Source organism: Olivibacter sp. LS-1 (genome assembly GCF_008245145.1).
In the GTDB taxonomy this organism is placed as follows: domain Bacteria; phylum Bacteroidota; class Bacteroidia; order Sphingobacteriales; family Sphingobacteriaceae; genus Olivibacter; species Olivibacter oleidegradans.
The window spans coordinates 3,231,032-3,251,852 of record NZ_CP041643.1; the positions used below are offsets into that span (position 1 = coordinate 3,231,032).

General features: G+C 38.7%; 21 protein-coding genes. 8 read left to right on the top strand and 13 right to left on the bottom strand.

Annotated features, from left to right (window positions below; all coding sequences use genetic code 11):
- Positions 1-55 precede the first annotated feature (55 nt).
- Positions 56-2,665: a DNA mismatch repair protein MutS gene (mutS, locus tag FKG96_RS13125; protein WP_041388326.1), complete on the top strand. Its 2,610-nt coding sequence runs from the start codon at positions 56-58 to the stop codon at positions 2,663-2,665.
- Here mutS and FKG96_RS13130 read toward each other — a convergent pair.
- From FKG96_RS13130 to FKG96_RS13140, 3 genes are all read right to left on the bottom strand, one after another.
- Positions 2,662-3,357 carry a bifunctional 2-polyprenyl-6-hydroxyphenol methylase/3-demethylubiquinol 3-O-methyltransferase UbiG gene (locus FKG96_RS13130; protein WP_013666329.1) on the bottom strand — a complete coding sequence of 232 codons (696 nt, stop codon included), beginning with the start codon at positions 3,355-3,357 and terminating at the stop codon, positions 2,662-2,664. The two genes, mutS and FKG96_RS13130, sit on opposite strands and share 4 nt — an antisense overlap.
- Before the next feature lie 21 nt (positions 3,358-3,378).
- Positions 3,379-4,563 carry a nicotinate phosphoribosyltransferase gene (gene pncB / locus FKG96_RS13135; protein ID WP_013666330.1) on the bottom strand — a complete coding sequence of 395 codons (1,185 nt, stop codon included), beginning with the start codon at positions 4,561-4,563 and terminating at the stop codon, positions 3,379-3,381.
- Between the two features lie 121 nt (positions 4,564-4,684).
- On the bottom strand, positions 4,685-5,437 hold the full coding sequence (locus tag FKG96_RS13140; RefSeq protein WP_013666331.1) for an SGNH/GDSL hydrolase family protein: 753 nt from the start codon (positions 5,435-5,437) through the stop codon (positions 4,685-4,687).
- Positions 5,438-5,707: 270 nt separating this feature from the next.
- Between FKG96_RS13140 and FKG96_RS13145 the strand changes: the two genes are divergently transcribed.
- Genes FKG96_RS13145 through FKG96_RS13155 form a run of 3 tightly spaced genes read left to right on the top strand, consistent with a single transcriptional unit; the run spans position 5,708 to position 8,256 of the window.
- Entirely contained in the window at positions 5,708-6,472 is a 765-nt protein-coding gene (locus FKG96_RS13145) for an ABC transporter permease (protein ID WP_013666332.1), read from the top strand.
- 2 nt (positions 6,473-6,474) lie between these two features.
- Positions 6,475-7,248, top strand: a complete 774-nt coding sequence (locus tag FKG96_RS13150; protein WP_013666333.1) for an ABC transporter ATP-binding protein — start codon at positions 6,475-6,477, stop codon at positions 7,246-7,248.
- Positions 7,249-7,251: 3 nt separating this feature from the next.
- On the top strand, positions 7,252-8,256 hold the full coding sequence (locus tag FKG96_RS13155; RefSeq protein WP_013666334.1) for an MlaD family protein: 1,005 nt from the start codon (positions 7,252-7,254) through the stop codon (positions 8,254-8,256).
- Positions 8,257-8,286: 30 nt separating this feature from the next.
- Here FKG96_RS13155 and FKG96_RS13160 read toward each other — a convergent pair whose 3' ends face one another.
- The 4 genes from FKG96_RS13160 to FKG96_RS13175 are packed head-to-tail and all read right to left on the bottom strand — an operon-like array spanning position 8,287 to position 11,542.
- Positions 8,287-9,276 carry a YihY/virulence factor BrkB family protein gene (locus FKG96_RS13160; protein WP_130857382.1) on the bottom strand — a complete coding sequence of 330 codons (990 nt, stop codon included), beginning with the start codon at positions 9,274-9,276 and terminating at the stop codon, positions 8,287-8,289.
- Positions 9,273-9,689: a thioesterase family protein gene (locus FKG96_RS13165; protein WP_130857383.1), complete on the bottom strand. Its 417-nt coding sequence runs from the start codon at positions 9,687-9,689 to the stop codon at positions 9,273-9,275. The genes FKG96_RS13160 and FKG96_RS13165 overlap by 4 nt, the downstream gene beginning before the upstream one ends.
- 2 nt (positions 9,690-9,691) lie before the next feature.
- Positions 9,692-10,750, bottom strand: coding sequence for an endolytic transglycosylase MltG (gene mltG / locus FKG96_RS13170; RefSeq protein WP_130857384.1), 1,059 nt, complete (start codon positions 10,748-10,750; stop codon positions 9,692-9,694).
- Positions 10,751-10,777: 27 nt separating this feature from the next.
- Positions 10,778-11,542: a PASTA domain-containing protein gene (locus FKG96_RS13175; RefSeq protein WP_130857385.1), complete on the bottom strand. Its 765-nt coding sequence runs from the start codon at positions 11,540-11,542 to the stop codon at positions 10,778-10,780.
- Between the two features lie 123 nt (positions 11,543-11,665).
- Between FKG96_RS13175 and FKG96_RS13180 the strand changes: the two genes are divergently transcribed.
- Complete coding sequence (locus tag FKG96_RS13180) at positions 11,666-12,667, top strand: D-alanine--D-alanine ligase (RefSeq protein WP_130857386.1); 1,002 nt, start codon at positions 11,666-11,668, stop codon at positions 12,665-12,667.
- A gap of 49 nt (positions 12,668-12,716) precedes the next feature.
- Here FKG96_RS13180 and FKG96_RS13185 read toward each other — a convergent pair whose 3' ends face one another.
- On the bottom strand, positions 12,717-13,133 hold the full coding sequence (locus FKG96_RS13185) for a thioesterase family protein (protein ID WP_130857387.1): 417 nt from the start codon (positions 13,131-13,133) through the stop codon (positions 12,717-12,719).
- Between the two features lie 183 nt (positions 13,134-13,316).
- On the opposite strand from FKG96_RS13185, the gene rpsO reads away from it, so the two are divergent.
- Positions 13,317-13,595, top strand: a complete 279-nt coding sequence (gene rpsO, locus FKG96_RS13190; RefSeq protein ID WP_013666341.1) for a 30S ribosomal protein S15 — start codon at positions 13,317-13,319, stop codon at positions 13,593-13,595.
- A 108-nt stretch (positions 13,596-13,703) separates the two neighbouring features.
- Here the strand turns inward: rpsO and FKG96_RS13195 are convergent, their stop codons facing one another.
- Positions 13,704-14,615: an ABC transporter permease gene (locus FKG96_RS13195; protein WP_130857388.1), complete on the bottom strand. Its 912-nt coding sequence runs from the start codon at positions 14,613-14,615 to the stop codon at positions 13,704-13,706.
- Between the two features lie 39 nt (positions 14,616-14,654).
- Positions 14,655-16,121, bottom strand: a complete 1,467-nt coding sequence (locus FKG96_RS13200) for an ABC transporter permease (protein ID WP_130857389.1) — start codon at positions 16,119-16,121, stop codon at positions 14,655-14,657.
- 123 nt (positions 16,122-16,244) lie between these two features.
- On the opposite strand from FKG96_RS13200, the gene FKG96_RS13205 reads away from it, so the two are divergent.
- The gene (locus tag FKG96_RS13205) at positions 16,245-17,531 is read left to right on the top strand and encodes a hypothetical protein (RefSeq protein ID WP_149105642.1); all 1,287 of its coding nucleotides are present in this window, start codon (positions 16,245-16,247) and stop codon (positions 17,529-17,531) included.
- Positions 17,532-17,602: 71 nt separating this feature from the next.
- Here the strand turns inward: FKG96_RS13205 and FKG96_RS13210 are convergent, their stop codons facing one another.
- The 3 genes from FKG96_RS13210 to FKG96_RS13220 form a co-directional block, all read right to left on the bottom strand.
- The gene (locus tag FKG96_RS13210; protein ID WP_013666343.1) at positions 17,603-17,791 is read right to left on the bottom strand and encodes a hypothetical protein; all 189 of its coding nucleotides are present in this window, start codon (positions 17,789-17,791) and stop codon (positions 17,603-17,605) included.
- A gap of 110 nt (positions 17,792-17,901) precedes the next feature.
- Positions 17,902-18,726, bottom strand: a complete 825-nt coding sequence (locus FKG96_RS13215) for an SGNH/GDSL hydrolase family protein (protein WP_165447034.1) — start codon at positions 18,724-18,726, stop codon at positions 17,902-17,904.
- 65 nt (positions 18,727-18,791) lie between these two features.
- Positions 18,792-19,178 carry a helix-turn-helix domain-containing protein gene (locus tag FKG96_RS13220; protein ID WP_013666345.1) on the bottom strand — a complete coding sequence of 129 codons (387 nt, stop codon included), beginning with the start codon at positions 19,176-19,178 and terminating at the stop codon, positions 18,792-18,794.
- A 130-nt stretch (positions 19,179-19,308) separates the two neighbouring features.
- On the opposite strand from FKG96_RS13220, the gene FKG96_RS13225 reads away from it, so the two are divergent.
- Positions 19,309-20,742: an MFS transporter gene (locus FKG96_RS13225; protein ID WP_130857392.1), complete on the top strand. Its 1,434-nt coding sequence runs from the start codon at positions 19,309-19,311 to the stop codon at positions 20,740-20,742.
- Positions 20,743-20,821 lie beyond the last annotated feature (79 nt).

Below are 20,821 nucleotides of genomic sequence, written 5' to 3' on the forward strand. Positions count from 1 at the left end.
GCGGCCGCTAATTCCCAATTTTATTTTATTTTTACGCCCCTAAAGAAAGTTGATTTTGGCAAAGACAGCAAAGAAAGAAACTCCATTAATGCAGCAATACAATAGTATCAAAGCAAAATATCCCGGTGCTTTGTTATTATTTAGAGTCGGTGACTTTTATGAAACCTTTGGTTCCGATGCCGTTAAAGCAGCGGAAATATTGGGCATCGTTTTAACTAAGCGTGGTAATGGCAGTGCTTCTGAAACCGAATTGGCCGGATTTCCTCATCACTCATTAGAAACTTATCTGCCGAAACTGGTGAGGGCGGGACAGCGAGTTGCAATCTGCGATCAACTGGAAGATCCTAAATCTGTAAAAACGATTGTAAAAAGGGGAGTGACAGAATTGGTAACTCCGGGTGTATCTTACAATGATAATATCATTCAACAAAAGGCTAATAATTATTTAGCTTCCTTGTATCTTGATAAGAATGCAATAGGTGTTTCCTTTTTAGACATTTCAACAGGTGAGTTTTTAGTTGCGCAAGGAAGTGGTGACTATATTGATAAATTGTTGCAAGGGTTTAAGCCAAGTGAAATTATCCTGCCGAAACGTTCTTATAGCGATTTTGTAGATCAGTTCAGCGATCGATTTTACACTTATACATTAGATGAATGGCCCTATAGCGGCGATTATGCGAAAGAAACGCTTCTGAAGCACTTCGAAGTTAATTCCCTAAAGGGATTTGGAATTGACCGTATGCATCTTGCTATTGTAGCGGCGGGGGTTGCTTTGCACTATTTGAACGAAGCGGAACATCGGAACTTACAGCATATCTCTAACATTGCACGGATTGAGGAAGATCGTTACATGTGGTTGGATCGATTTACCGTCCGTAATTTAGAATTGATCGGTTCAGCTAATGAAAATGCCATTACATTAGCCGACGTATTGGACAGTACTTCATCTCCAATGGGCGCCCGGTTGTTGAAACGTTGGATGGTTATGCCTTTAAAAGACAAACGACCAATTACGGAGCGATTAGAGGTTGTGGAGTACCTTTTAAAACGAGCCGATCTACGGGAACAACTGACGCAAGAGATTAAACAGATCGGTGATTTGGAGCGATTGATAAGTAAAATCGGACTGCAAAAAGCAAATCCGAGGGAACTGGTTCAGTTAAAAAGAGCTTTGCAAGCTATCGGACGACTTAAAGAGCTGACGGCTACTGCGGACGCTCAGGCCTTAAATGTGATTGCAGAGCAATTAAACCCCTGTAAAATAATTTGCGATCGGATAGAAAAGGAGTTGAAATCGGAGCCTCCTGTGTTATTGATTAAAGGGAATGTAATTGCTGATGGAGTGGATGCAGAGCTTGATCGCTTACGTAAGGTTGCATTCGGAGGAAAAGATTATTTACTTGAAATTCAGAAGCGCGAGTCGGAAATTACCGGTATCCCGTCTTTAAAGATTTCTTTTAATAATGTGTTTGGGTACTATCTTGAGGTGACCAATGCCCATAAAGACAAGGTACCCGCTGATTGGGTAAGAAAGCAAACCCTGGTGAATGCAGAACGTTATATTACCAATGAGTTAAAAGAATATGAAGAACAGATTCTTGGAGCGGAAGATAAGATACAAGTCATAGAAAATCGTTTATATAACGAACTTCTCGCTTCGCTGCTTGACTATATAAAGCCCGTTCAACTGAATGCCAATTTAATTTCTCAACTGGACGTACTGTTGAACTTTGCAACAATTGCTCATAAGAACCATTATGTGAAGCCTATCATCAACGATGGTAAACTCATTGATATCAAGGGCGGGCGTCATCCGGTGATCGAAAAAAATTTGCCGATTGGTGAAGAATATATTACCAATGACGTGTTTTTAGATAGTGACAGTCAACAAATCATTATCATAACAGGACCCAACATGGCGGGTAAATCTGCTCTATTACGACAAACAGGCTTAATTGTACTAATGGCACAGATGGGATGTTTCGTTCCGGCAAAACATGCCGAAATTGGTTTGGTAGATAAGATTTTTACTCGGGTTGGAGCCTCTGATAATCTGTCATCAGGTGAATCCACATTTATGGTCGAAATGAATGAAACGGCCAGCATTCTTAATAATTTATCCGATAGAAGCCTTATTTTACTAGATGAGATTGGCCGTGGAACAAGTACTTATGATGGGATATCAATCGCTTGGGCCATTGCCGAATACTTGCATAACCACCCTTCTGCCAAGGCAAAAACTTTGTTTGCGACGCACTATCATGAGCTGAATGAACTGACAAATACTTTTAATCGGATAAAGAACTTCAACGTTTCGGTAAAAGAAGTAAATAATAAAATTATTTTTCTTCGTAAACTCGTTCCCGGTGGTAGCGAACATAGTTTCGGAATCCATGTTGCTAAGATGGCGGGCATGCCTGCCAAGCTTGTTGTGAGGGCTAACGAAATACTAAAAAGGCTTGAACAGGAACGAACAGGTGGCGAACATATTAAGGATAGCATGAAGAAGATACAGAAGCAGGCTTACCAGCTGCAAATGTTTTCAATTGACGACCCGATTTTAGTCAAAATCCGTGATATGTTAAATAACTTGGATGTCAATGCATTAACTCCTGTTGAGGCCTTAATGAAACTCGATGAAATTCAGCGTCTATTGAAAAATTAATCGCGGAGCGACAATCGGACAAGATATTGGTCGTTTTCATCTTCGTATAGTATTTGAACCACCCAGCCATCTTGCCGGGCAATTTTGATGAGCGTATCTTGGTCGATATACAACCATCCAAATGAAGCGCCTCTTTGGCCTTTATATTCATATTGAAATTTCACCTCTCCATAATAAGCCCCAGCGGCTGGGATATGGCCCTCGTACAAGTAAGCAATGTCAGATGAGTCGAATAATAATTGGCCGCCTTTCTTTAAAATCTGTTTACAATGAATAAGAAGTTGTTTTAAGCCATGTATGGTTTCCACCAGACCGATGCCATTCATTAGAAAAAGTATCGTATCGAATTTTTTCTTTCTATAATGGAAAATATTAGCGTTCACCACCTGTTTTACTCCCCGATCCTTCATGATTTCGCATGCAGTCTTCGAAATCTCCAAGGCGGTGACCTCAAAACCTCTATTTTGTAAGTAGAGACAATGGCTGCCGGCTCCGGCTCCTACATCTAATACAACACCATCGCACAATGAAAGTGCGATGAATTCCAGCTCAGGAAACTCCTCTTCTTCTCTAAAGAATAGATCTACCGGCATTTCCTCATCTTCACCGTAATTATTATGTAATATCAATGGTGCAGTTTTTCCTGTTTTATAAAAGTCAAACAGGGCAGCTCCGTAAACATCTTGATTCATTATAATAAACTTAGGACCTAGTTAGTCATTGATGCCAAGGATAGTTTTGCTCAATTCAATCATATCTGGGTCTCCCGTATATTTGCCTTTTACGTCGGAAAGCTTTACTACCGGTGTCCAGTATGCTTCTTCCGGGTACGCTTCGGTCATTTTAACAACAATATTCATGGGCGTTAGCCCTACATCATTTGTGAAATTTGTACCTATACCAAAAGATATTCCGATTTTTCCCTGGCAATGTTTAGCAATTCGTTCGACCTTTTCATAGTTAAGTCCATCAGAAAAAATGATGGTTTTGGATATGGGATTTATCCCTTTACTTTTATAGTGTGCGATAGTTTTGTCGGCAAAATCAAGGGGATCGCCACTATCATGTCTTACACCATCAAAAAGCTTAGTGAACATTTTATCAAACTGAGAAAAAAATACATCGGTGGTATAAGTATCTGAAAGCGCTATTCCTAAATCACCTCTATACACATTAACCCAATGCTCTAACCCTAAGCCATTAGCCATCTTAAAGCCATATTTAGCTGCATGGAACATAAACCACTCATGTGCATGCGTACCTATTGGTTTGGTTTGGTTAAGCATAGCCATATGCACATTGCTGGTTCCGATGAAGCTGGTATTACCGTATTGTTTTAAAGTTTGTACAACTAAACGATGTGTATGATAAGCATGACGCCTACGCGTGCCGAATTCGGCAATGGTTACCCCCAACTTATTGTATTGTTCAATCTTATTTTTTGCTGTTGTAATAATTTGCTCATCTTGATCGCCTTGAAGGTGGTTAAGTTTATAGTAGAGCTCGGATATCAGCGACATGATAGGCACTTCCCATAAGATGGTTCGATACCAATACCCGGTAATTTTAACCAACAGATTGGGACCTTCCTGCGATATTATTACTTCATCAGGGTCATAACGATAGCCTTGTAAAAAGTCGAGGTAGGTGGGGTCGAGGTAAGGACAGGTATCTCTTAGGTATTTTTTCTCCTCGCGAGTTAAGTGTAGACCTGCCATGCTGTTAACGGAGGCTCTAAGTGCATCTGCAAAGCCGGAAGGGAAGTGGTGATTTCCACGATTGATGAATTCGTACTTTGCCTTAGCTTTTGGAAATAATTTAAACACGGCATGTTGCATAGTGAATTTGTAAAAATCATTATCCAACACAGAGTTTAACGTGATGTGAGAAGGTGTCATTTTATATGCTAAGCCATACGGCCAATGGTTTAAATCAAACGAGTTTATCTAAAATCGGGAATAGTCATTAATCGGTAAAATTAGGTGAATCCGTTGATCAATGGCTATTCATCCAAAGTAACTAGAGGCCGACTGCTTTAAGCCATGCTTGAGCCATTAGAGCCGCACCTGCCAAGCTGGGATGTACACCGTCGCCCGTCCAGTAATTTGCTGGAGCCTGTTTGATCGCTTCATCAAATACTTGTTGATAGGGAATAAAAACAGCATTGAATTCATTGGCGATTTCCTTTGCCGCCATTCTATATTCATTGAATTTAGGATACCATTCATCTGTTACTGCCCGAACATCCTTTACAGCAAAAGGTTCGCCTATGATCAGTTGCACTTCAGGTAATTCTTTTTTTGTTCGCACTAATAAACTTTTTAAATCTTTTTTGTAGGTGTCAATTGTTCCTTGATAGGGATTTTCTTTAGCAAGGGTGTGCCAATAATCGTTTACTCCTATTAAAATACTCAATACGTTCGGTTTTAACCTTAAGCAATCATCGTCCCATCGATCTGCTAATTGATAAACTTTGTTGCCACTAATGCCTTTATTAAAAATCTGAAGATTAAGCGAAGCTCTTTTTAACAATAGCTGTGAGGCAGCAACAAAGGAATAGCCGTTTCCAAGCGTTGCAGGATCATTGGCTTGCTCCTTCTTTTTGTCTCTACCGGCATCTGTTATGGAATCTCCTTGAAACAAAATGACATCATTTACGTTTAAGTTAATCGATGTTCCCTTTATACCGGCAGCAGCGACGATTTTAGGAAAGCTTAGTGCTACGGAGGTGCCAAGAGCCAAATTTTGAATAAATTTCCTTCTATTGGTCATAGATTTAAATTTAGTTAAGTAATGGTTAAAAAGTAAAAAAAATGTAACAGTTGAATTCAAAAGATATCAAACGAATGTTTAAAAGTAAGTCTTTTAGAATTAACACGAAGGAACAAAGATTAAAAAATTCACGAAAATATCATAAAAGGAAAAAAGACAAAAGAGGATTAACTTTTATGTTACTAAATCAGGAATTTATTCAATAAAAAACTACTTTTGCAAAAAAAGGCACTTGGCATCCTTTGTGCCCATAGCTGATAAATAGAACTAATGATTTCTAAGAAAATAGACCAAAAGCTTATTCAGCTGGGTAATGTACATCACTTTATCATGCGATTCTTCAAAGAGTTAGTTATGCCACCTTATGAATTTAAGGAGATCATAAATCAATGTTATGAAGTTGGTGTAAAATCTTTACCACTGATCTCTTTGACTGGTTTTATTACCGGTATTGTATTTACAAATCAATCGAGACCATCTTTAGAAGACTTCGGTGCGACGGCCATGCTACCGTCACTGATCGCTATTGCCATTGTACGTGCATTGGCGCCTTTGGTAACGGCCTTAATCGCTGCAGGGAAAGTAGGATCTAACATTGGCGCAGAGCTGGGGTCCATGAAGGTGACAGAACAAATCGATGCGATGGAAGTTTCGGGAACTAATCCATTTAAATTCCTAGTCGTGAGTAGGGTGCTGGCTACCACTATTATGATTCCTATTTTAAGCTGCTATACAGGGTTTGTTGGTCTTATGGGATCCTTTCTGAATGTCTATCAGCATGAATCCGTTAGCTTTATAAGCTTCTTCGATCAAGTGTTTGAAACGGTAACTTTCCTGGATATTTTTCAGGCAATTATAAAAGCTGCTTTTTTTGGTTTTACTATTGGCATTGTCGGTTGTTACCAAGGGTATAACTCTTCCAAGGGAACAGAAGGTGTAGGGAAAGCAGCCAACGCAGCGGTAGTCGCTTCCATGTTTCTCATTTTTATTGAGGAGCAATTAGTTGTAATGATTGTTCAAAGTATACGTGGATAAGAATGGAAAAGCAGCTATCTCATATTAATTACCAGAATCCCGTAATCAATATCTCAGGACTTCGTAAATCGTTCGGAGATCTACATGTGTTGCGAGGTGTAGACTTACAGTTGTTTGAAGGGGAGAATCTGGTGGTTTTAGGGCGGTCAGGTACCGGCAAATCAGTATTGATAAAAATTGTATCGGGCTTGCTTTCGGCAGATGAAGGAACAGTCAATGTTTTAGGACAAGAAGTAGGAGATCTCGATGAAAAAGAACTAATGGCTTTGCGGTTACGAATCGGTTTTTCTTTTCAAAACAGCGCGCTGTACGATAGCATGACCGTGCGTGAGAACCTTGAATTTCCTCTTGTTAGAAATAAACGTTCGTTAACGAGAGCGGAGATTGATAGAGAGGTACGTGAAGTGCTGGACTCCGTTGGTTTATTGCAGGCGTTGAATCAAATGCCGTCCGAATTATCAGGCGGGCAGCGCAAGCGAATAGGTATAGCTCGGACCTTAATCTTGCGACCGGATATTATGTTGTATGATGAACCGACAGCTGGTTTAGATCCGATAACCTGTACAGAGATCAATAATCTGATCAACGAAGTACAACAGATATATAAAACATCGTCCATTATTATTACACACGATCTTACCTGTGCAAAAGAGGTTGGTGATCGTATTGTTATGTTATTGGACGGAAAGTTTGAACGACAAGGCCGATTCAATGATATTTTTGATTCGGATGACGCACGTGTCAAAGCATTTTATGATTATAATTTTATTGCATAGTATATGGCTAATAATTCAGATAGTAAAAAGTCGGTTATTGTAGGTTTGTTTACCTTATTAGGGATTATATTTTTTGTTACGGCAATCTTCGTTCTTGGCGGAAATCAAAAGCGTTTTACAAAAACTATTGGGCTTAGAACAATATTAACTAACGCCGGAGGATTAAAAGCAGGGAACAACGTCTATTTCTCCGGTGTCAAAATCGGAACCATCAAGAATATCAAGTTAATTGAGAACTCGCATGTAGAGATTGATTTCAATATCGAGCAAAAATCACAGGATTATATCCGTAAAGACGCAGAAGTTCGTGTAAGTTCTGAAGGTTTTATCGGGAATAAGATTATTGTTATACAAGGGGGGAGTCCGAACGTTGCGGTAGTTGAAGAAGGTGATCTACTGCAATCGGTAAAAAGTATTGACACAGAAGAAATGATGGCTACTTTACAGGTGAACAATCAAAATCTGGTTGCCATTACCAGCGATGTAAAGAAGTTAAGCGAAAAAATAGCTAACGGGGAAGGAACAATTGGTGCTATCCTCACGGATTCAACCATGGCTCTTCAGGTAAGGGCGATCATGGCGAGTCTGACACAGACCGCTGCGAATACAGCTAAAGTATCTAGTGCTTTAAATGCTTTTACTACCAAATTGAATACGGAAGGTTCTTTAGCTAATGAGATTTTAACGGATACCAGTGTTTACCAAAGCCTACGCAGCTCAGCCGCGCAGTTACAAGGAGTTACGCAGAGTGCAGCAGCTTTGACCGCAAATCTTACCAAGGCAAGCGAAAAGATGAACAGTAAAGATAACACGTTAGGAGCGCTTTTAAATGATCAGGAAATGGCGGTTACCATGAAGCAGACCATGTGTAATTTGGAGGAAAGTACTGATAAGTTAAATCAAAACATGGAAGCACTTCAACATAATTTCTTGTTCAGAGGCTTCTTCAAAAAGCAAGCAAAGGAAAGAGAAAAAGAGGCAAAGGCCGCGCTGGAGAAAACGAATTAATCTACGGTATAGTTTACGCCGTTACGTGCGTTATTTAAATTTGTTTTCACCTTTTACCTCGGTTTTAAAGCTGTTAAATCGAGGTTTTACTATTTTTATACTCTGCTTGGACAATGCGATACTCGCATTGAGTTCAAAACCGATTAGCAAGATAAGCGAATTTAGGTATAACCAGATCATGATGACGATCAGCGTCCCTATTGAACCGTAGAGTTTATTATACGTGTTAAAGTTATTGATGTAGAAGGCAAAGCCCCAAAATGTAAGAGCGGCTAAGACAGTAGCTAAAGTAGCTCCGGGGCTAAAAAAGCTCCACTTTCTTGAGGAAGAGGGGCCATATTTGTAAAGAATACTGAGTGTGAAAAAGTAGATGCCCAATAATATAATCCAGCGTGTAATTCCGATAAGCCAAGTCCAAAAACCACCGGTAATTTCAATGGTGTTTTTTAAATGGTTGATAATAAAGGATGCCAGCGTAACGATACCCATCCCTATAGTCAATGCCATAATAATCATAATGGCCAATGCGAGTGCAACCAGTCGCTGTTTTACGAAGCTCCTACTTTCCAATACCAAGGAAGACTTATTGAAAGCTCGCATCAAGCTATGAATACCATTAGTGGCAAAAATCATAGCCATAAGGAAACCAAATGAGAGCAATCCGCTATTTTGATTAGTAACGATATCCAGTAAAGTAGATTCAATTGTTTTGTATGCATTTTCAGGTAAAATCATCTGCATAAATTCTAATAATTGCTCCTGAAAATCGTCGATGAATACCTTGATATAAGGAATAAGTGTAAACAGAAAAATGATACCCGGAAAAATGGCCAGCATAAAAGAGTAGGCCAGGGAGGAAGCTTTGTTTAGAAGTGATTCCCTGGCAATTTCCTGAAAAAAGAAAAGGCCTACTGTATAAAGAGGTAATTTGCCAAAACCAGGGAGCACGACGACCTTCGTCCACTCAATAAAAAGATAGTAGGGCTTTAGGTTTAGCAATTTTCGGTGTAACCAACTCATTTACCCTCCTCGAAATGTGGCGCTAATCGATTCTGAAAGTCTTGCGGAGGCAGGCACGGTTTATTCTTATCCATATCAATAAACACAAGTGTCGTGGCTCCTGTGTTGATTAACTCCATGCTTTCATTAAAAAGCTCATAGTCGAATTTAATCCGTAAAGACGGTTTACTTCGAATAGACACTTTTATAGTTAGCAATTCGTCGTATGTTGCCGGTTTAATATATTTACATGTTAAATCTAAAACAGGCATCATAACCCTTCTCGCTTCCATTTCTTTGTAGGAAGTGCCTAAGCTACGAAGCATTTCTACCCGCGCTACTTCATAGTATTCGGCATAATTGCCATAGTAGACGTAGCCCATTTGATCGGTTTCACCATATCTCACTCTTACTTGGGTTTCGAAGGTTAACATGTTTATCTTTTGATGTTTCGTTCGTTTAAAGCTTGTTGAAATTTCCTTGCATTAATCAAATGCTCGGCCTGATTAGTTGAAAAATTGTGATAACCCGAAAAATCTTCTTTTGCACACATGTAAATGTAATTGTGCTTTTGATAATTAAGAACTGCATCAATTGAGGCAATACTTGGCATCATTATCGGCCCGGGCGGCAAACCTTTATAAATGTAAGTGTTATAAGGAGAGTCTGTGCGTAAATGTCTATTTAGTACCCTCCGAATAGTAAAATCATTTGTAGCAAAAATCACCGTGGGATCAGCTTGGAGTAATATGCCTTTTTGTAATCTGTTCAAATATAAGCCTGCTATTTTAGGCATTTCGTCCGTATGTAACGCCTCGCCTTTTACAATGGATGCCAATATACTGACTTGGATGGGGGTTAAGTTAATAGACTCAGCTTTTTTCCTGCGTTCCTCAGTCCAAAAGTTATTATACTCCTTATTCATTCTGTCAAAAAAGTCATTGGCCGAGATATTCCAATACATTTCGTATGTATTTGGAATAAACATCGTGAAGAAGTTATCGGTATTGAATCCGTACTTAGCGGCTAGTGTGTCGCTGTCCAACAAGGTGATAAGGATAGAGGAATCGGGCTCTATTTGGGTGCCGATGTAGCCGGCAAACTGATCTTTTAATCGAATGTTTTGAAAACGTAATTTTACAGGTTCTTGGAATCCACCACCCAGCATATTAATTAGCGATCGGTTGTTCATGCCTCCTTTTAACTTGTATTTTCCCGGTTTGATGCGAGATGGATATTCCATTTTCTCTGCAGCCCACCGGAAACTGGCGGTATCCACCAAGATGTTTTTCTCTCCCAGCTCTTCCATTAAATTATCGAAGGAAGCCCCGGTTCTAACATATAGATATTCTTCTGATTCCGTTACATTAGGTGCAAAATATCTCTTATAGTAAGTATATGCAATAACACTACCTGCCAACAAAGCAATTAGTATGATGACGCTAATAATCCTTTTGCCTATTGACCTTTTCTTTGGTGTAGGAACTGTCTCCATGCTGCGATATTTAACAATTGTAAAGATTTAATTGCTCAAAGCTAAGTTTACGGGTGTGCCAATGCTCACTTTTTTCATGTTAGAAGTATCTGCTTCCGGTGTTTGGCTAACGACGCGCGCGCTAGCACTGTCTACAACGGGCCCCATATATTTTACAGTTCCTAACGTTAACGATGCCCCTTTTAGCGAGAATATAGCTTCATCAAGGGTGTATCCAACCAGATTAGGCACGGCTACTTCGCTATCACCCATTCCGTTCCCAAGAACCAAGTCAATTTTGCTACCCTTTGGAATTGGTTGACCGGCATTTATTTTTTGTCCTGCATATTTAACATCTAATACGCGATCACGAGCTATATCCGGTATATAAATAGTATCTCCCAATTTTAAGCCGTAATTATTCAACGTAGAAATGGCTTCCAGGAGTGCCATTTCTGTCAAATTAGGTAACTGGACCTCGGGAGCGTTTTTTGTAATAATTGTTAAATAAAGTGTCCGGTTTAATTTAACTTTCGTCCCTGGGTCTGGATCCTGTTCTATTACTAATCCTGGTTGCTTGTCTGCTTGGTAAACAGAATCAACTTGATATCGGAAGCCTTGGGCTTCCAGCTTTTCTATAGCATTTTCTATGCTTATCCCTTTTAGCGCTGGAACTTCTATTGATTCTCCGTGACGTGTATAAAACCTTAAGCTGTAAAAAAGTAAAAGAAGGAAAATCACACCGGATATAATGGCGATGATTAGATTCTTTCTGAATGTTTGGGTTCTTAAGTACTGAAAAAGTTTGTTCATCTAAGATGTCCTCGTTGAATTTTTAGCCTAATTCTAATACGTAAAAAGTATGCCAATTCTTGTAAGACGATGAATAAAGATAACAATATTCAATTATCTTTGCTGGTAATACTTTACTGATATATGAGCGCAAAAATAGCATTAATTACCGGTGGATTTACGGGTGAGATAGAAATTTCCTTAAAAAGTGCCGCTTTCGTTGAGCAGAAGCTGCAGACGAGTCGATTTGATGTTTATAAAATAATATTAACTCCTGAAAGCTGGTACCATGTAGATGATGCGGGGATTAAACATGAAGTAAACCGAAATGATTTTACCTTATCCCTTAAAGACGGCCTCGTTAAGTTTGACCTGGCATTTATTATGATCCATGGGTCACCTGGTGAAGATGGAAGGTTACAAGGTTATTTGGATATGATCGGACTAAAGTATACTTCTTGTGATACACTAACGTCGGCTTTGACAATGAATAAAGCTTATACTAAGTCTTTATTGCAGGGAATTGACGGTTTATATTTAGCTCCATCAGTTTGCCTTTCCCCTGCCACGAGAGCGGTTAGTGAAATAAATGTTAAGAATGAGCTGAAGCTGCCCTATTTCGTAAAGCCAAATGGAGGAGGAAGTAGCATCGGTATGACGAAAGTAAAGCAACTTGACGAACTTTCGTCAGCTATTGATCGGGCATTGGGTACCGAGAATGCGGGGAAGCAGGTTCTAGTAGAAGAATTTGTTTCCGGGAGGGAGTTTTCTGTAGGTATTTATAATAGTAAAGCAGGGTTAAAAGTACTACCGGCAACAGAAGTCATCACTACACGGGAGTTCTTTGATTTTGAAGCTAAATACATCCCTGGGCTTACAAACGAAATTACACCGGCTGATTTAACGAATGAGCAGCAAGGTCGGGTAGAGCAATTGGTGAAGGAAGTTTATATTAGATTAAACTGTAAAGGATTGGTTCGCATTGATTTTTTTCTTGAAAGAGAAACCGATAAGTTTTATTTCATTGAAATCAACACGATTCCAGGGCAAACCGAAACAAGTTTTATACCACAGCAAGTTAGGGCTGCAGGTCTTCAGGAAACCGATTTTTATACAGAACTGATCGAACAGGCTTTGGTAGAATAGATGGAAAAACAACAATTGGCTAATTATTAATTAGCCAATTTCAAGATAGCTAAATCGAATATTTCTCCAGCATTTCCTCCGTTATGAAGGCTGATTTCCCTGATTTGAGATCAATCAGCGCATAATCGAACCAGCCATCGCAGGAAACTTTTCCTGAATCTTTAAATTTTATAGCAAAAGTTACCACACATCCTTTGTCTTTCATTTCATCTACACCTGTTTCAACAATGAAGTATTGCCCTAATTTTAGCGGACGTTTGTAGTTAACATGAGCCGTACGCACTACCCACCCAAAGCCTTGTTCCATAAACTCTTCCATGGTCATACCATAAAATAGTTCCATTTGCTCATACCTCGCCGCTAATACATAGTCAAAATACTTGCTGTTATGCACATGCTGAAACATGTCTATATCATCGGGCCGCACTTTAAATTCGCTCTCAAAGCGAGCATAGTTATTAATCATTCCCGCTAATATAGCGAAAATTTTGGCTTAATCAAGCATTTCTCAGTCTTAAGGGACAATTTAGGTAGAACTGTGCAGTAAATGATTTCTAATTATTTACTGCTTTATTTGGAAAGCAGGCGTATTTGTACTACCTTTGCAGCCAATTAATTTTTTTATTAACGCTTTAATATTATTCAGGTAATGTATTTAAGTAAAGAGTACAAAGAAGGGATTTTCGCAGAATTTGCAGGAAATGCTAAGAACACGGGTTCTACCGAAGGACAGGTAGCATTATTTACTAAACGTATTGCTCATTTAACTGAACATTTGAAAAAGAATCGTAAAGATTTTTCCACTCAGTTAGCTTTGCAGAAGTTGGTAGGTAAACGTCGTTCCTTATTGTCTTATTTGTATAAGAAAGATATCGAAAGATACCGTGCAATTATCAAAGCTTTGGAACTGAGAGATATTATAAAATAACTTTTGGTAAAAAGAACGAGGAAGCCATTACGTGTAACGTAATGGCTTCTTTGTTTAAACAGATTGTGGATACACTTGCTAATGTGTTCATTTTAACCGATCGGAATCTTATTCTTCACGCAGAGACGTCACCGGTTTAGCGCTAGCTGCTTGAATTACCTGAATGGAAATGGTAAGCAATGCAATTATAAGCACAGCCATTCCTGCTATAAAAAACATCCACCACCGGAGTTGAATGCTATAGGCAAAATTATTTAACCATTTGTTCATCCATATATATCCTAGGGGTATCGAAATAAAAAGGGAGATAACGACCAACTTCAAAAAATCTTTGGAAAGTAATCCAACGATACCACTTATAGTAGCTCCCATAATTCTTCTTATACCTATCTCCTTGATACGTTGTTCAATTGAGAATGTTACCAAGCCTAATAGCCCCAAACAAGAAATTACAATAGCCAATATCGCGAAAATAATAGCAAGTCTCGACGTGGTTAATTCACTTTTATACATGTTTTCATACTCTTGGTCGGCAAATTGATACATAAAGGGAAAGTTTGGATTTAATTCATTATATACTTTTTCCAGATTCGCCAAGGCGGTCGTTAACTGATTAGGTTTGGTGCGAACAATAATAAAACCAAAATACTCATATTCCTTTACGTCTAAGATTAGGGGTTTTATTGGGTCGTGAAGAGACTCCGTATGGAAATCCTTTAAAACACCAATGATATGTCCTCTTTTGTTCCAGGCCGATACCCATTTACCCAAAGGATCTTTATATCCCATTTGCCTTACGGCTTCTTCGTTTACCAAAAAAGCATCAGCAGAATCCGTTTGTATGTTTCTTGAAAAATTCCTTCCTTCTGTAATCGTTAACTTCATTAAGTTGACAAAGTCAAAACCGACAGAAGCTGGCTTGAACGCTACGGAAGCATTGTCGGGCTTCCCTTGCCAATCAATGGGTGTAGTGGTTTCGAAGCTCATTTCATGAGGTGCTTCTGAACTCCGATCAATCATACTAATACCAGGTAAATTTGATGCTTTCTGTTTAAATAATTAATATTTATCAAATTTAGAAAGCTCGCCTTCGATGCGAACATAGAGCAAATTTTCGCGATCATAACCTAAATTGTTATTTTTAATGAAAGATACTTGATTGGAAATAACAACTGTAGCGATAATCAGTAAAGAGGAGAGGCTGAATTGAAATATAGTGGTAGTCTTTCTAAACAGAATGGCTTTTTTTCCTGAACAGTTAATGCCTTTTACGATCTGAATAGGCTTAAGTGAAGATAAGTATAAGGCAGGGTACATGCCTGCAATGATACCTGTTATAAGAACTAGGCTGATGATTTCAATCCAAAAAGAAAGTTGAAAAAATGGGTAATCCATTTCTTTACCTGTCAACCCATTAAAGGTTGGTAATAAAATTAACAAAAGTATAGCGGACAATATTGTTGCCAAAGCACAACACAGGATGGATTCCCCAAAAAATTGACCTATCAGACTCGTCCGATTCGAACCAACTACTTTTCGAAGCCCTACCTCCTTTGCTCTCTTTACTGATCTGGCGGTAGCTAAATTCATAAAATTGATACACGCCAAAAGGAGAATAAAGATGGCTGCCCCTTTAAATAGTCGTATATATTCTATACGTCCACCGGTTGGTTCACCTTCAACAAAATGATTGAACAGGTATTGGTCGCCAAATCGTTGTAGACCCAGCTTGGTTTGAATACCTATTCGTTTTTCCAATTTCGTATCGAGCAGTAGCGATAATTTTTTCTCAGCCTGTTTTATATTAGTATCTTTTTTAAATTGAACATAGGTAAAAATATTATTGGAAGCCCATTCCAGTAAGCGCTTTTGCGCATCCCAATTAAAGACGTAATCGAACTGAAGCGAGCTTTCTTTCGGAATATTTTCGAATACCGCCGTCACAATAAAATTGTACTTATTTTCATAACGTAAACTTTTTCCCATTGCTTCCCGTGGACTTCCAAAAAAGATTTCTGCCATTTTTCGAGAAATGGCAACACCATATAAGTTGTCCAACGCAGTTTCAGCCCCGCCTTCAATTAATGGAAAGCTAAACATTTTAAAGAAATCCTTGCTTGCTCGTGAACCGGCTAATTTCACTTTCTTTTCCCCTAGCTGAAAAGTTTCCAGGTGCCCCCATGGTAATTCATAGGCTGCGATATAAAATGAAAGATGCTCTATTTCAGGAATTTGCTCTTTTGCATCTTCCAGTAACAAAGTAACTTCTGTGCCATTACCGCGAAATGGGCTGGCATAGGTGGCTTCTTTTTTTCCGTCAGCGGTTGAAGTTATGTAGGTAGTGTAAAGTTTGCTTTGCTGTTCGTGAAAATTGTCTTTGCCCTGTTCATCCGATAGCCATAGCGAAATGAGTAGGTAACAAGTAATGCCCAAAGAAAGGCTCAAAATGTTGATGGCGCTCTGCACTTTGTGTTTGATGATATTTCGCCAAGCGGTTTTAAAATAACTTCTAATCATATTACGCATAAATTGGTATCTTTCAATAACTTTGTCTTATGAAGGCCAATTTATTAAGATTAAAATTGGACGAATGAACCAAGATCGATTCAAGTTCGTTCAACCTTGTTCAAATACGACCATTTTTCATAAATGATAGAAAATAAAGATAGATATAGGCTGGCTTGTTTACGTTTGATCGAAAAGAAAGTCGGTTGGGGTGATGGCTCACATTGGTCTAACGCTGATTTCGAAAAACTGAGCAATCTAATCTACGAGAAAACAAATGTATTATTAAGCGCAAGTACCCTAAAACGCGTTTGGGGAAGGGTCCGTTATGACGGAAAGCCGGCAATATCGACGTTAGATGCACTTGTGAATTTTATTGATTATGAAAATTGGCGAGCCTTTGTGGTACAATATGATGAACAAACAAAGCAGGAGACACCAACATCACCGCCTAAAGAAAGGAATGCCTCAAAGTTCAGAACAAGGCTGATATTTTCGTCGTTAATGGTATTAGTTGGTTTATTTGTGATTTTTTCGTTTTTGAACAGAAAAGAAGAAAAGGCAAAAACCAGTCATTTTACATTATCTGAAAAAGATTTTTCCTTTAGTAGCAAACCACTCACAAGAAGTATTCCCAATTCGGTCATTTTTACTTACGATGCTTCTAAGGCAATCGTTGATTCGGTCTTTATACAGCAGACTTGGGATGCAAACCGACGAGTTCAGGTTCCTAAGGACGGAAATACACACACCGCAGTTTATTATGAGCCGGGTTATTACACCGCGAAGCTGAGCATTGGAGACCAAGTTGTTAAGGAACATCCTTTGCTAGTTGCTACTGATGGCTGGCTAGCCACGATTGACCGTAAACCGATACCTATCTATTTAAAGAAAGAGTGGTACCTCAATAAAAACCAGCTAAGTATACCCGCTAGGATTGTCGAACAGTCTAAAATAAGTTTACTCCCGAATCCACCTGTCGTCAAATTTTTTAATGTAGGAAACTTTGAACCTACTTCAGTGAGTGATTTTTCTTTTGAAGTTCAAGTTAAAAATGCTTTTAATGACGGCAGTTCTGCCTGTCAATTTTCTCATATTCTTCTTATCACTGATGCAATGCCCATTGCCATTCCACTTTCTATAAAAGGATGTGTGTCAGACTTGAATTTAATGACAGTCGATTCCGTGATCTCGGGCAAATATACAGATCTATCCAAATTTGGTGCTGATCTTTCAAATTGGGTTAAAGTAGCTTGCAGATCGGACGGAAAAGTATTACAGTTTCATGTAAATAATGAAAAAGCCTTTGAGGCGCCCTTAATTTCAAAGAATGCAAAAATTGTTGGCATGGCTTATACCTTTATGGGTACCGGTTCAGTCAAAGGCATCAAACTGTCGAATTCAAGCAAAATGCTTTATAAAGCATTTTAACACCTTTGCTAAACTGCCAACAAAATATTTCATTACGGAGTTTGTGCAACAATTAACCCCGACCTTATACGTTAAGCCTCTTTAAAGTCTGTAAATTTCCAAATACCTTCGTCATCCTGTTGATAAGAGACGTTGTATTTTCTTTTACCGATTTCTATTTCGAAAGAAAATGGTTTACCTTTTGAAAGTTCAGGCTTATGCTGATTGAGCCTTGCATCGGCAATTTCCTGAATTTGTTCTTTACTATATACTTGGTCCATACTATTTTGATTGATGTTGTTAGCTTATGAACAATTTTCGGCTGGTAATGTTGATTCTTTTTTAAAAAATACAACGTGAAAACAGCTACTATGCTCTGTGCGAGAGATTATTACAGATCATTAAATATACTTAATAACTGCTCCGCAATAAGCTGATTGCCTCGGTCCGAAGGGTGTAACCCATCGTAGGTCATGTTAATAGACTGGGGCGGATAAGGGTATTCATCTTCGTCAGCATTAAAAGGAATGTTAATATAATCAGGATATTTGAAATTTTTATAGGCGCCGTTAGTTTTATCCCTAAGTCTTTTATAATGGACTAAATTTGCTAAATCAAGTTGCTTATTATGAAATAAATCTATTACCTTGAATCCTTCCAGTTTACCGATGCTAATGATCGCGTTGGCAAATTGCTCTAAATGCTGTCCGTTTTTCTCTTTGTAAGAGCCCCAGGCATTATTATGCATATCGTTAATGTAGACGAAATCTGTTCGTTGCATGGGAGTAATTAGAATAATATCCGCTTTGCGATTTAACTGTTTGATTTTATCGGTTATTGTTTTAAATGCTCCAAATACAGTCGAATTTCCTGTTCCTTGCTGATAGTCCTTTAATGAACCAAGTGTGAGCCCCGCCCACCAATCATTCGTGCCTAAAAAAATAGTATAGACATCTGCTTTCACCAATCCGAGGTTTTCAATCTCCTGGGCTATACGTACAGCAGTCCATCCATTATGCCCCTGGTTAATATAACGAAGAGACGGCTTTTTTTCGGTAACATAAGTCATATAGCCTTTATGGACCCTATTGCCCGTCTCGTTTAAATGATCGTTCAAATAGGTAATGGAATCGCCCAAGGCTAACCATACCGTTTCTTTTTTTGTAAAGGAAGAATAGATAGTAAACACCATCAAAAGAGTCAGAAATCTTTTCATATATAATCGCATTGATTCAGTTTTAGGTGCATCGTTTTTTACTTAAGCCGATAAAGGTTGAGGTGTTATTCATTGTGTATGTCCCTACAGTTGGTGTAAGCATGCCACCAATCTTCCAACGACCGGATAACAGGCATAAGTGTTTTTCCAAGATCTGTTAACTTATATTCGACACGTGGAGGTGATTCAGCGTAAGCCTTTCTGCAAATAATGCCATCACGCTCCAATTCGCGTAACTGGGTGGTTAATGTTGCTTGCGTAACGTCCTCCATTTCCCGTCTCAATTCTCCAAATCTTTTAGGGCAGTTACTATAAATAGCATTAATAAGCAAAACCTTCCATTTTCCTCCAATTACCTTAAAAACATTTGTCACGGCACAGTTATTTTCTTTCGAACTTGTTTTTTTCTCATTTTCAAGATGCTCATTATCAATAATAGTATTCTTTTCCATACTTAGTATCGCTTACCAAACTACTTGTGTAATACGCTGAAATCCCTCACTTTCGATTTCTAAAGATAAGTAAATAAGAGCAATCTAATAGGCTTAACATACAAAATAGAAAGCTTCAAAACACTGTTATATGAATAAAATGAATAATAAGTGGTTTCTCCTTCTCATTGTTTCCTCAGCGATTTTTTTATCTGTCATCGACCTTTTTATCGTAAACGTTGCCGTACCCTCCATTAAAGAGGGGATTCGAGGATCGGACGGTGATATTCAATTGGTAATCGTATTGTATGTTATTGGTTATGCGTCGTTTCTTATAACGGGAGGTAGGGCTGGTGATTATTTTGGAAAGAAGCGTGTATTCATTGCGGGTATCTTAATTTTTACCATCGCTTCCTGTGCTTGCGGCTTTGCTCAAAATGCCTGGCAGTTAAATCTAAGTAGATTGGCGCAAGGAATAAGTGCTGCTTTTATGGTCCCTCAGGGTGTCGCTTTTATACCGGTGCTTTTTCCGGATCCCAAAGAGCGAGAGAAAGCTCTAGGTATTTATGGCAGTATTGCGGGCACGGCATCCGTCATCGGACAATTTTTGGGCGGTGTATTACCAGATACCCATTTCTTTGTTGCTGGCTGGCGTCTTATATTCTTGATTAATCTTCCAATTGGTCTTGTTGCCTCTTATATGGCTTATCGTTTTCTGTATAACGACAAAGAGAGGCCATCAATAGATAAGACTGCTCAAACGCACAAGAAAACAACCTTTAACTTTTCCGGGGTTGTGCTTCTTATGTTGGCTTTGATCGCTTTTATTTATCCGCTTATCCAAGGGCGCGAACTAAATTGGCCCAAATGGAGCATCTTTTTATTGATTCTGTCCATACCGATATTCTTGATTTTTGTTTATAATCAACGTCATTGCATGAGAATAAAGAAGGAGTCACTGATCCGTTTCGATTTATTTAGTAACAAGTATTTTACTATTGGGTTATTTGCTGCGATTTTTTATTATATGGTGCAAGATTCTTACTTTCTTATCAACGCGATGCATCTTCAAAAGGGCCTTCATGTAAGTTCTTCAATGACCGGGCTTTATTTCGTATTCCAAGGCCTCGGATATGTCATTGCTTCCTTTCTTTCAATAAAACTGGTACAACGTTTTGGTAAATGGGTGTTAATAGGAGGGATTTCCTGTATGATTGGTTCTCTTTTCTTGCATCTCTTGGTGCTACGAGACGGTAATCTGCAGACGATGAAAGTTCTCCCCGTGTTGTTTGTTTATGGACTGGGTTGTGGTTCGGTGCTACCAACCATGTTCACCCTGTCACTTAAGAGCATTGCTTCGCAATTTGCAGGCGCAGCATCAGGCCTCTATTTAACCGTTCAACAAATTTCGATTGCTCTAGGTGTAGGTGTTGTTGGCGGATTGTTTTTCAGTGTGTTAGACAACAGGGAGGCCGAAGCGTCCTACTTTCAGGCATACAGCATAACGACAATAGCGAATATATTGCTATTGGTGTTTGTTGCCTTAATATGCTCCTTGTTCCCGTCGCGTCCGTCACGTAGTTAATAATCTATATTGTATACCACCAAAACGTAATCGGTTGAATGGAGTTGATACATTGATGATAGCTATGAATATTGCGGCA

Excerpts from the sequence above, each read along its gene's own strand:
- FKG96_RS13215 (WP_165447034.1), bottom strand. The coding sequence starts at position 18,726 with ATGAAAAGATTTCTGACTCTTTTGATGGTGTTTACTATCTATTCTTCC.
- pncB (WP_013666330.1), bottom strand. The coding sequence starts at position 4,563 with ATGACACCTTCTCACATCACGTTAAACTCTGTGTTGGATAATGATTTT.
- FKG96_RS13150 (WP_013666333.1), top strand. The coding sequence starts at position 6,475 with ATGGAAAAGCAGCTATCTCATATTAATTACCAGAATCCCGTAATCAAT.
- FKG96_RS13160 (WP_130857382.1), bottom strand. The coding sequence starts at position 9,276 with ATGAGTTGGTTACACCGAAAATTGCTAAACCTAAAGCCCTACTATCTT.
- FKG96_RS13200 (WP_130857389.1), bottom strand. The coding sequence starts at position 16,121 with ATGCGTAATATGATTAGAAGTTATTTTAAAACCGCTTGGCGAAATATC.
- FKG96_RS13185 (WP_130857387.1), bottom strand. The coding sequence starts at position 13,133 with ATGATTAATAACTATGCTCGCTTTGAGAGCGAATTTAAAGTGCGGCCC.
- FKG96_RS13220 (WP_013666345.1), bottom strand. The coding sequence starts at position 19,178 with ATGGAAAAGAATACTATTATTGATAATGAGCATCTTGAAAATGAGAAA.
- rpsO (WP_013666341.1), top strand. The coding sequence starts at position 13,317 with ATGTATTTAAGTAAAGAGTACAAAGAAGGGATTTTCGCAGAATTTGCA.
- FKG96_RS13205 (WP_149105642.1), top strand. The coding sequence starts at position 16,245 with ATGATAGAAAATAAAGATAGATATAGGCTGGCTTGTTTACGTTTGATC.
- FKG96_RS13165 (WP_130857383.1), bottom strand. The coding sequence starts at position 9,689 with ATGTTAACCTTCGAAACCCAAGTAAGAGTGAGATATGGTGAAACCGAT.
- FKG96_RS13140 (WP_013666331.1), bottom strand. The coding sequence starts at position 5,437 with ATGACCAATAGAAGGAAATTTATTCAAAATTTGGCTCTTGGCACCTCC.
- FKG96_RS13175 (WP_130857385.1), bottom strand. The coding sequence starts at position 11,542 with ATGAACAAACTTTTTCAGTACTTAAGAACCCAAACATTCAGAAAGAAT.
- FKG96_RS13145 (WP_013666332.1), top strand. The coding sequence starts at position 5,708 with ATGATTTCTAAGAAAATAGACCAAAAGCTTATTCAGCTGGGTAATGTA.
- FKG96_RS13130 (WP_013666329.1), bottom strand. The coding sequence starts at position 3,357 with ATGAATCAAGATGTTTACGGAGCTGCCCTGTTTGACTTTTATAAAACA.
- FKG96_RS13210 (WP_013666343.1), bottom strand. The coding sequence starts at position 17,791 with ATGGACCAAGTATATAGTAAAGAACAAATTCAGGAAATTGCCGATGCA.
- FKG96_RS13195 (WP_130857388.1), bottom strand. The coding sequence starts at position 14,615 with ATGATTGATCGGAGTTCAGAAGCACCTCATGAAATGAGCTTCGAAACC.
- mltG (WP_130857384.1), bottom strand. The coding sequence starts at position 10,750 with ATGGAGACAGTTCCTACACCAAAGAAAAGGTCAATAGGCAAAAGGATT.
- FKG96_RS13180 (WP_130857386.1), top strand. The coding sequence starts at position 11,666 with ATGAGCGCAAAAATAGCATTAATTACCGGTGGATTTACGGGTGAGATA.
- FKG96_RS13225 (WP_130857392.1), top strand. The coding sequence starts at position 19,309 with ATGAATAAAATGAATAATAAGTGGTTTCTCCTTCTCATTGTTTCCTCA.
- FKG96_RS13155 (WP_013666334.1), top strand. The coding sequence starts at position 7,252 with ATGGCTAATAATTCAGATAGTAAAAAGTCGGTTATTGTAGGTTTGTTT.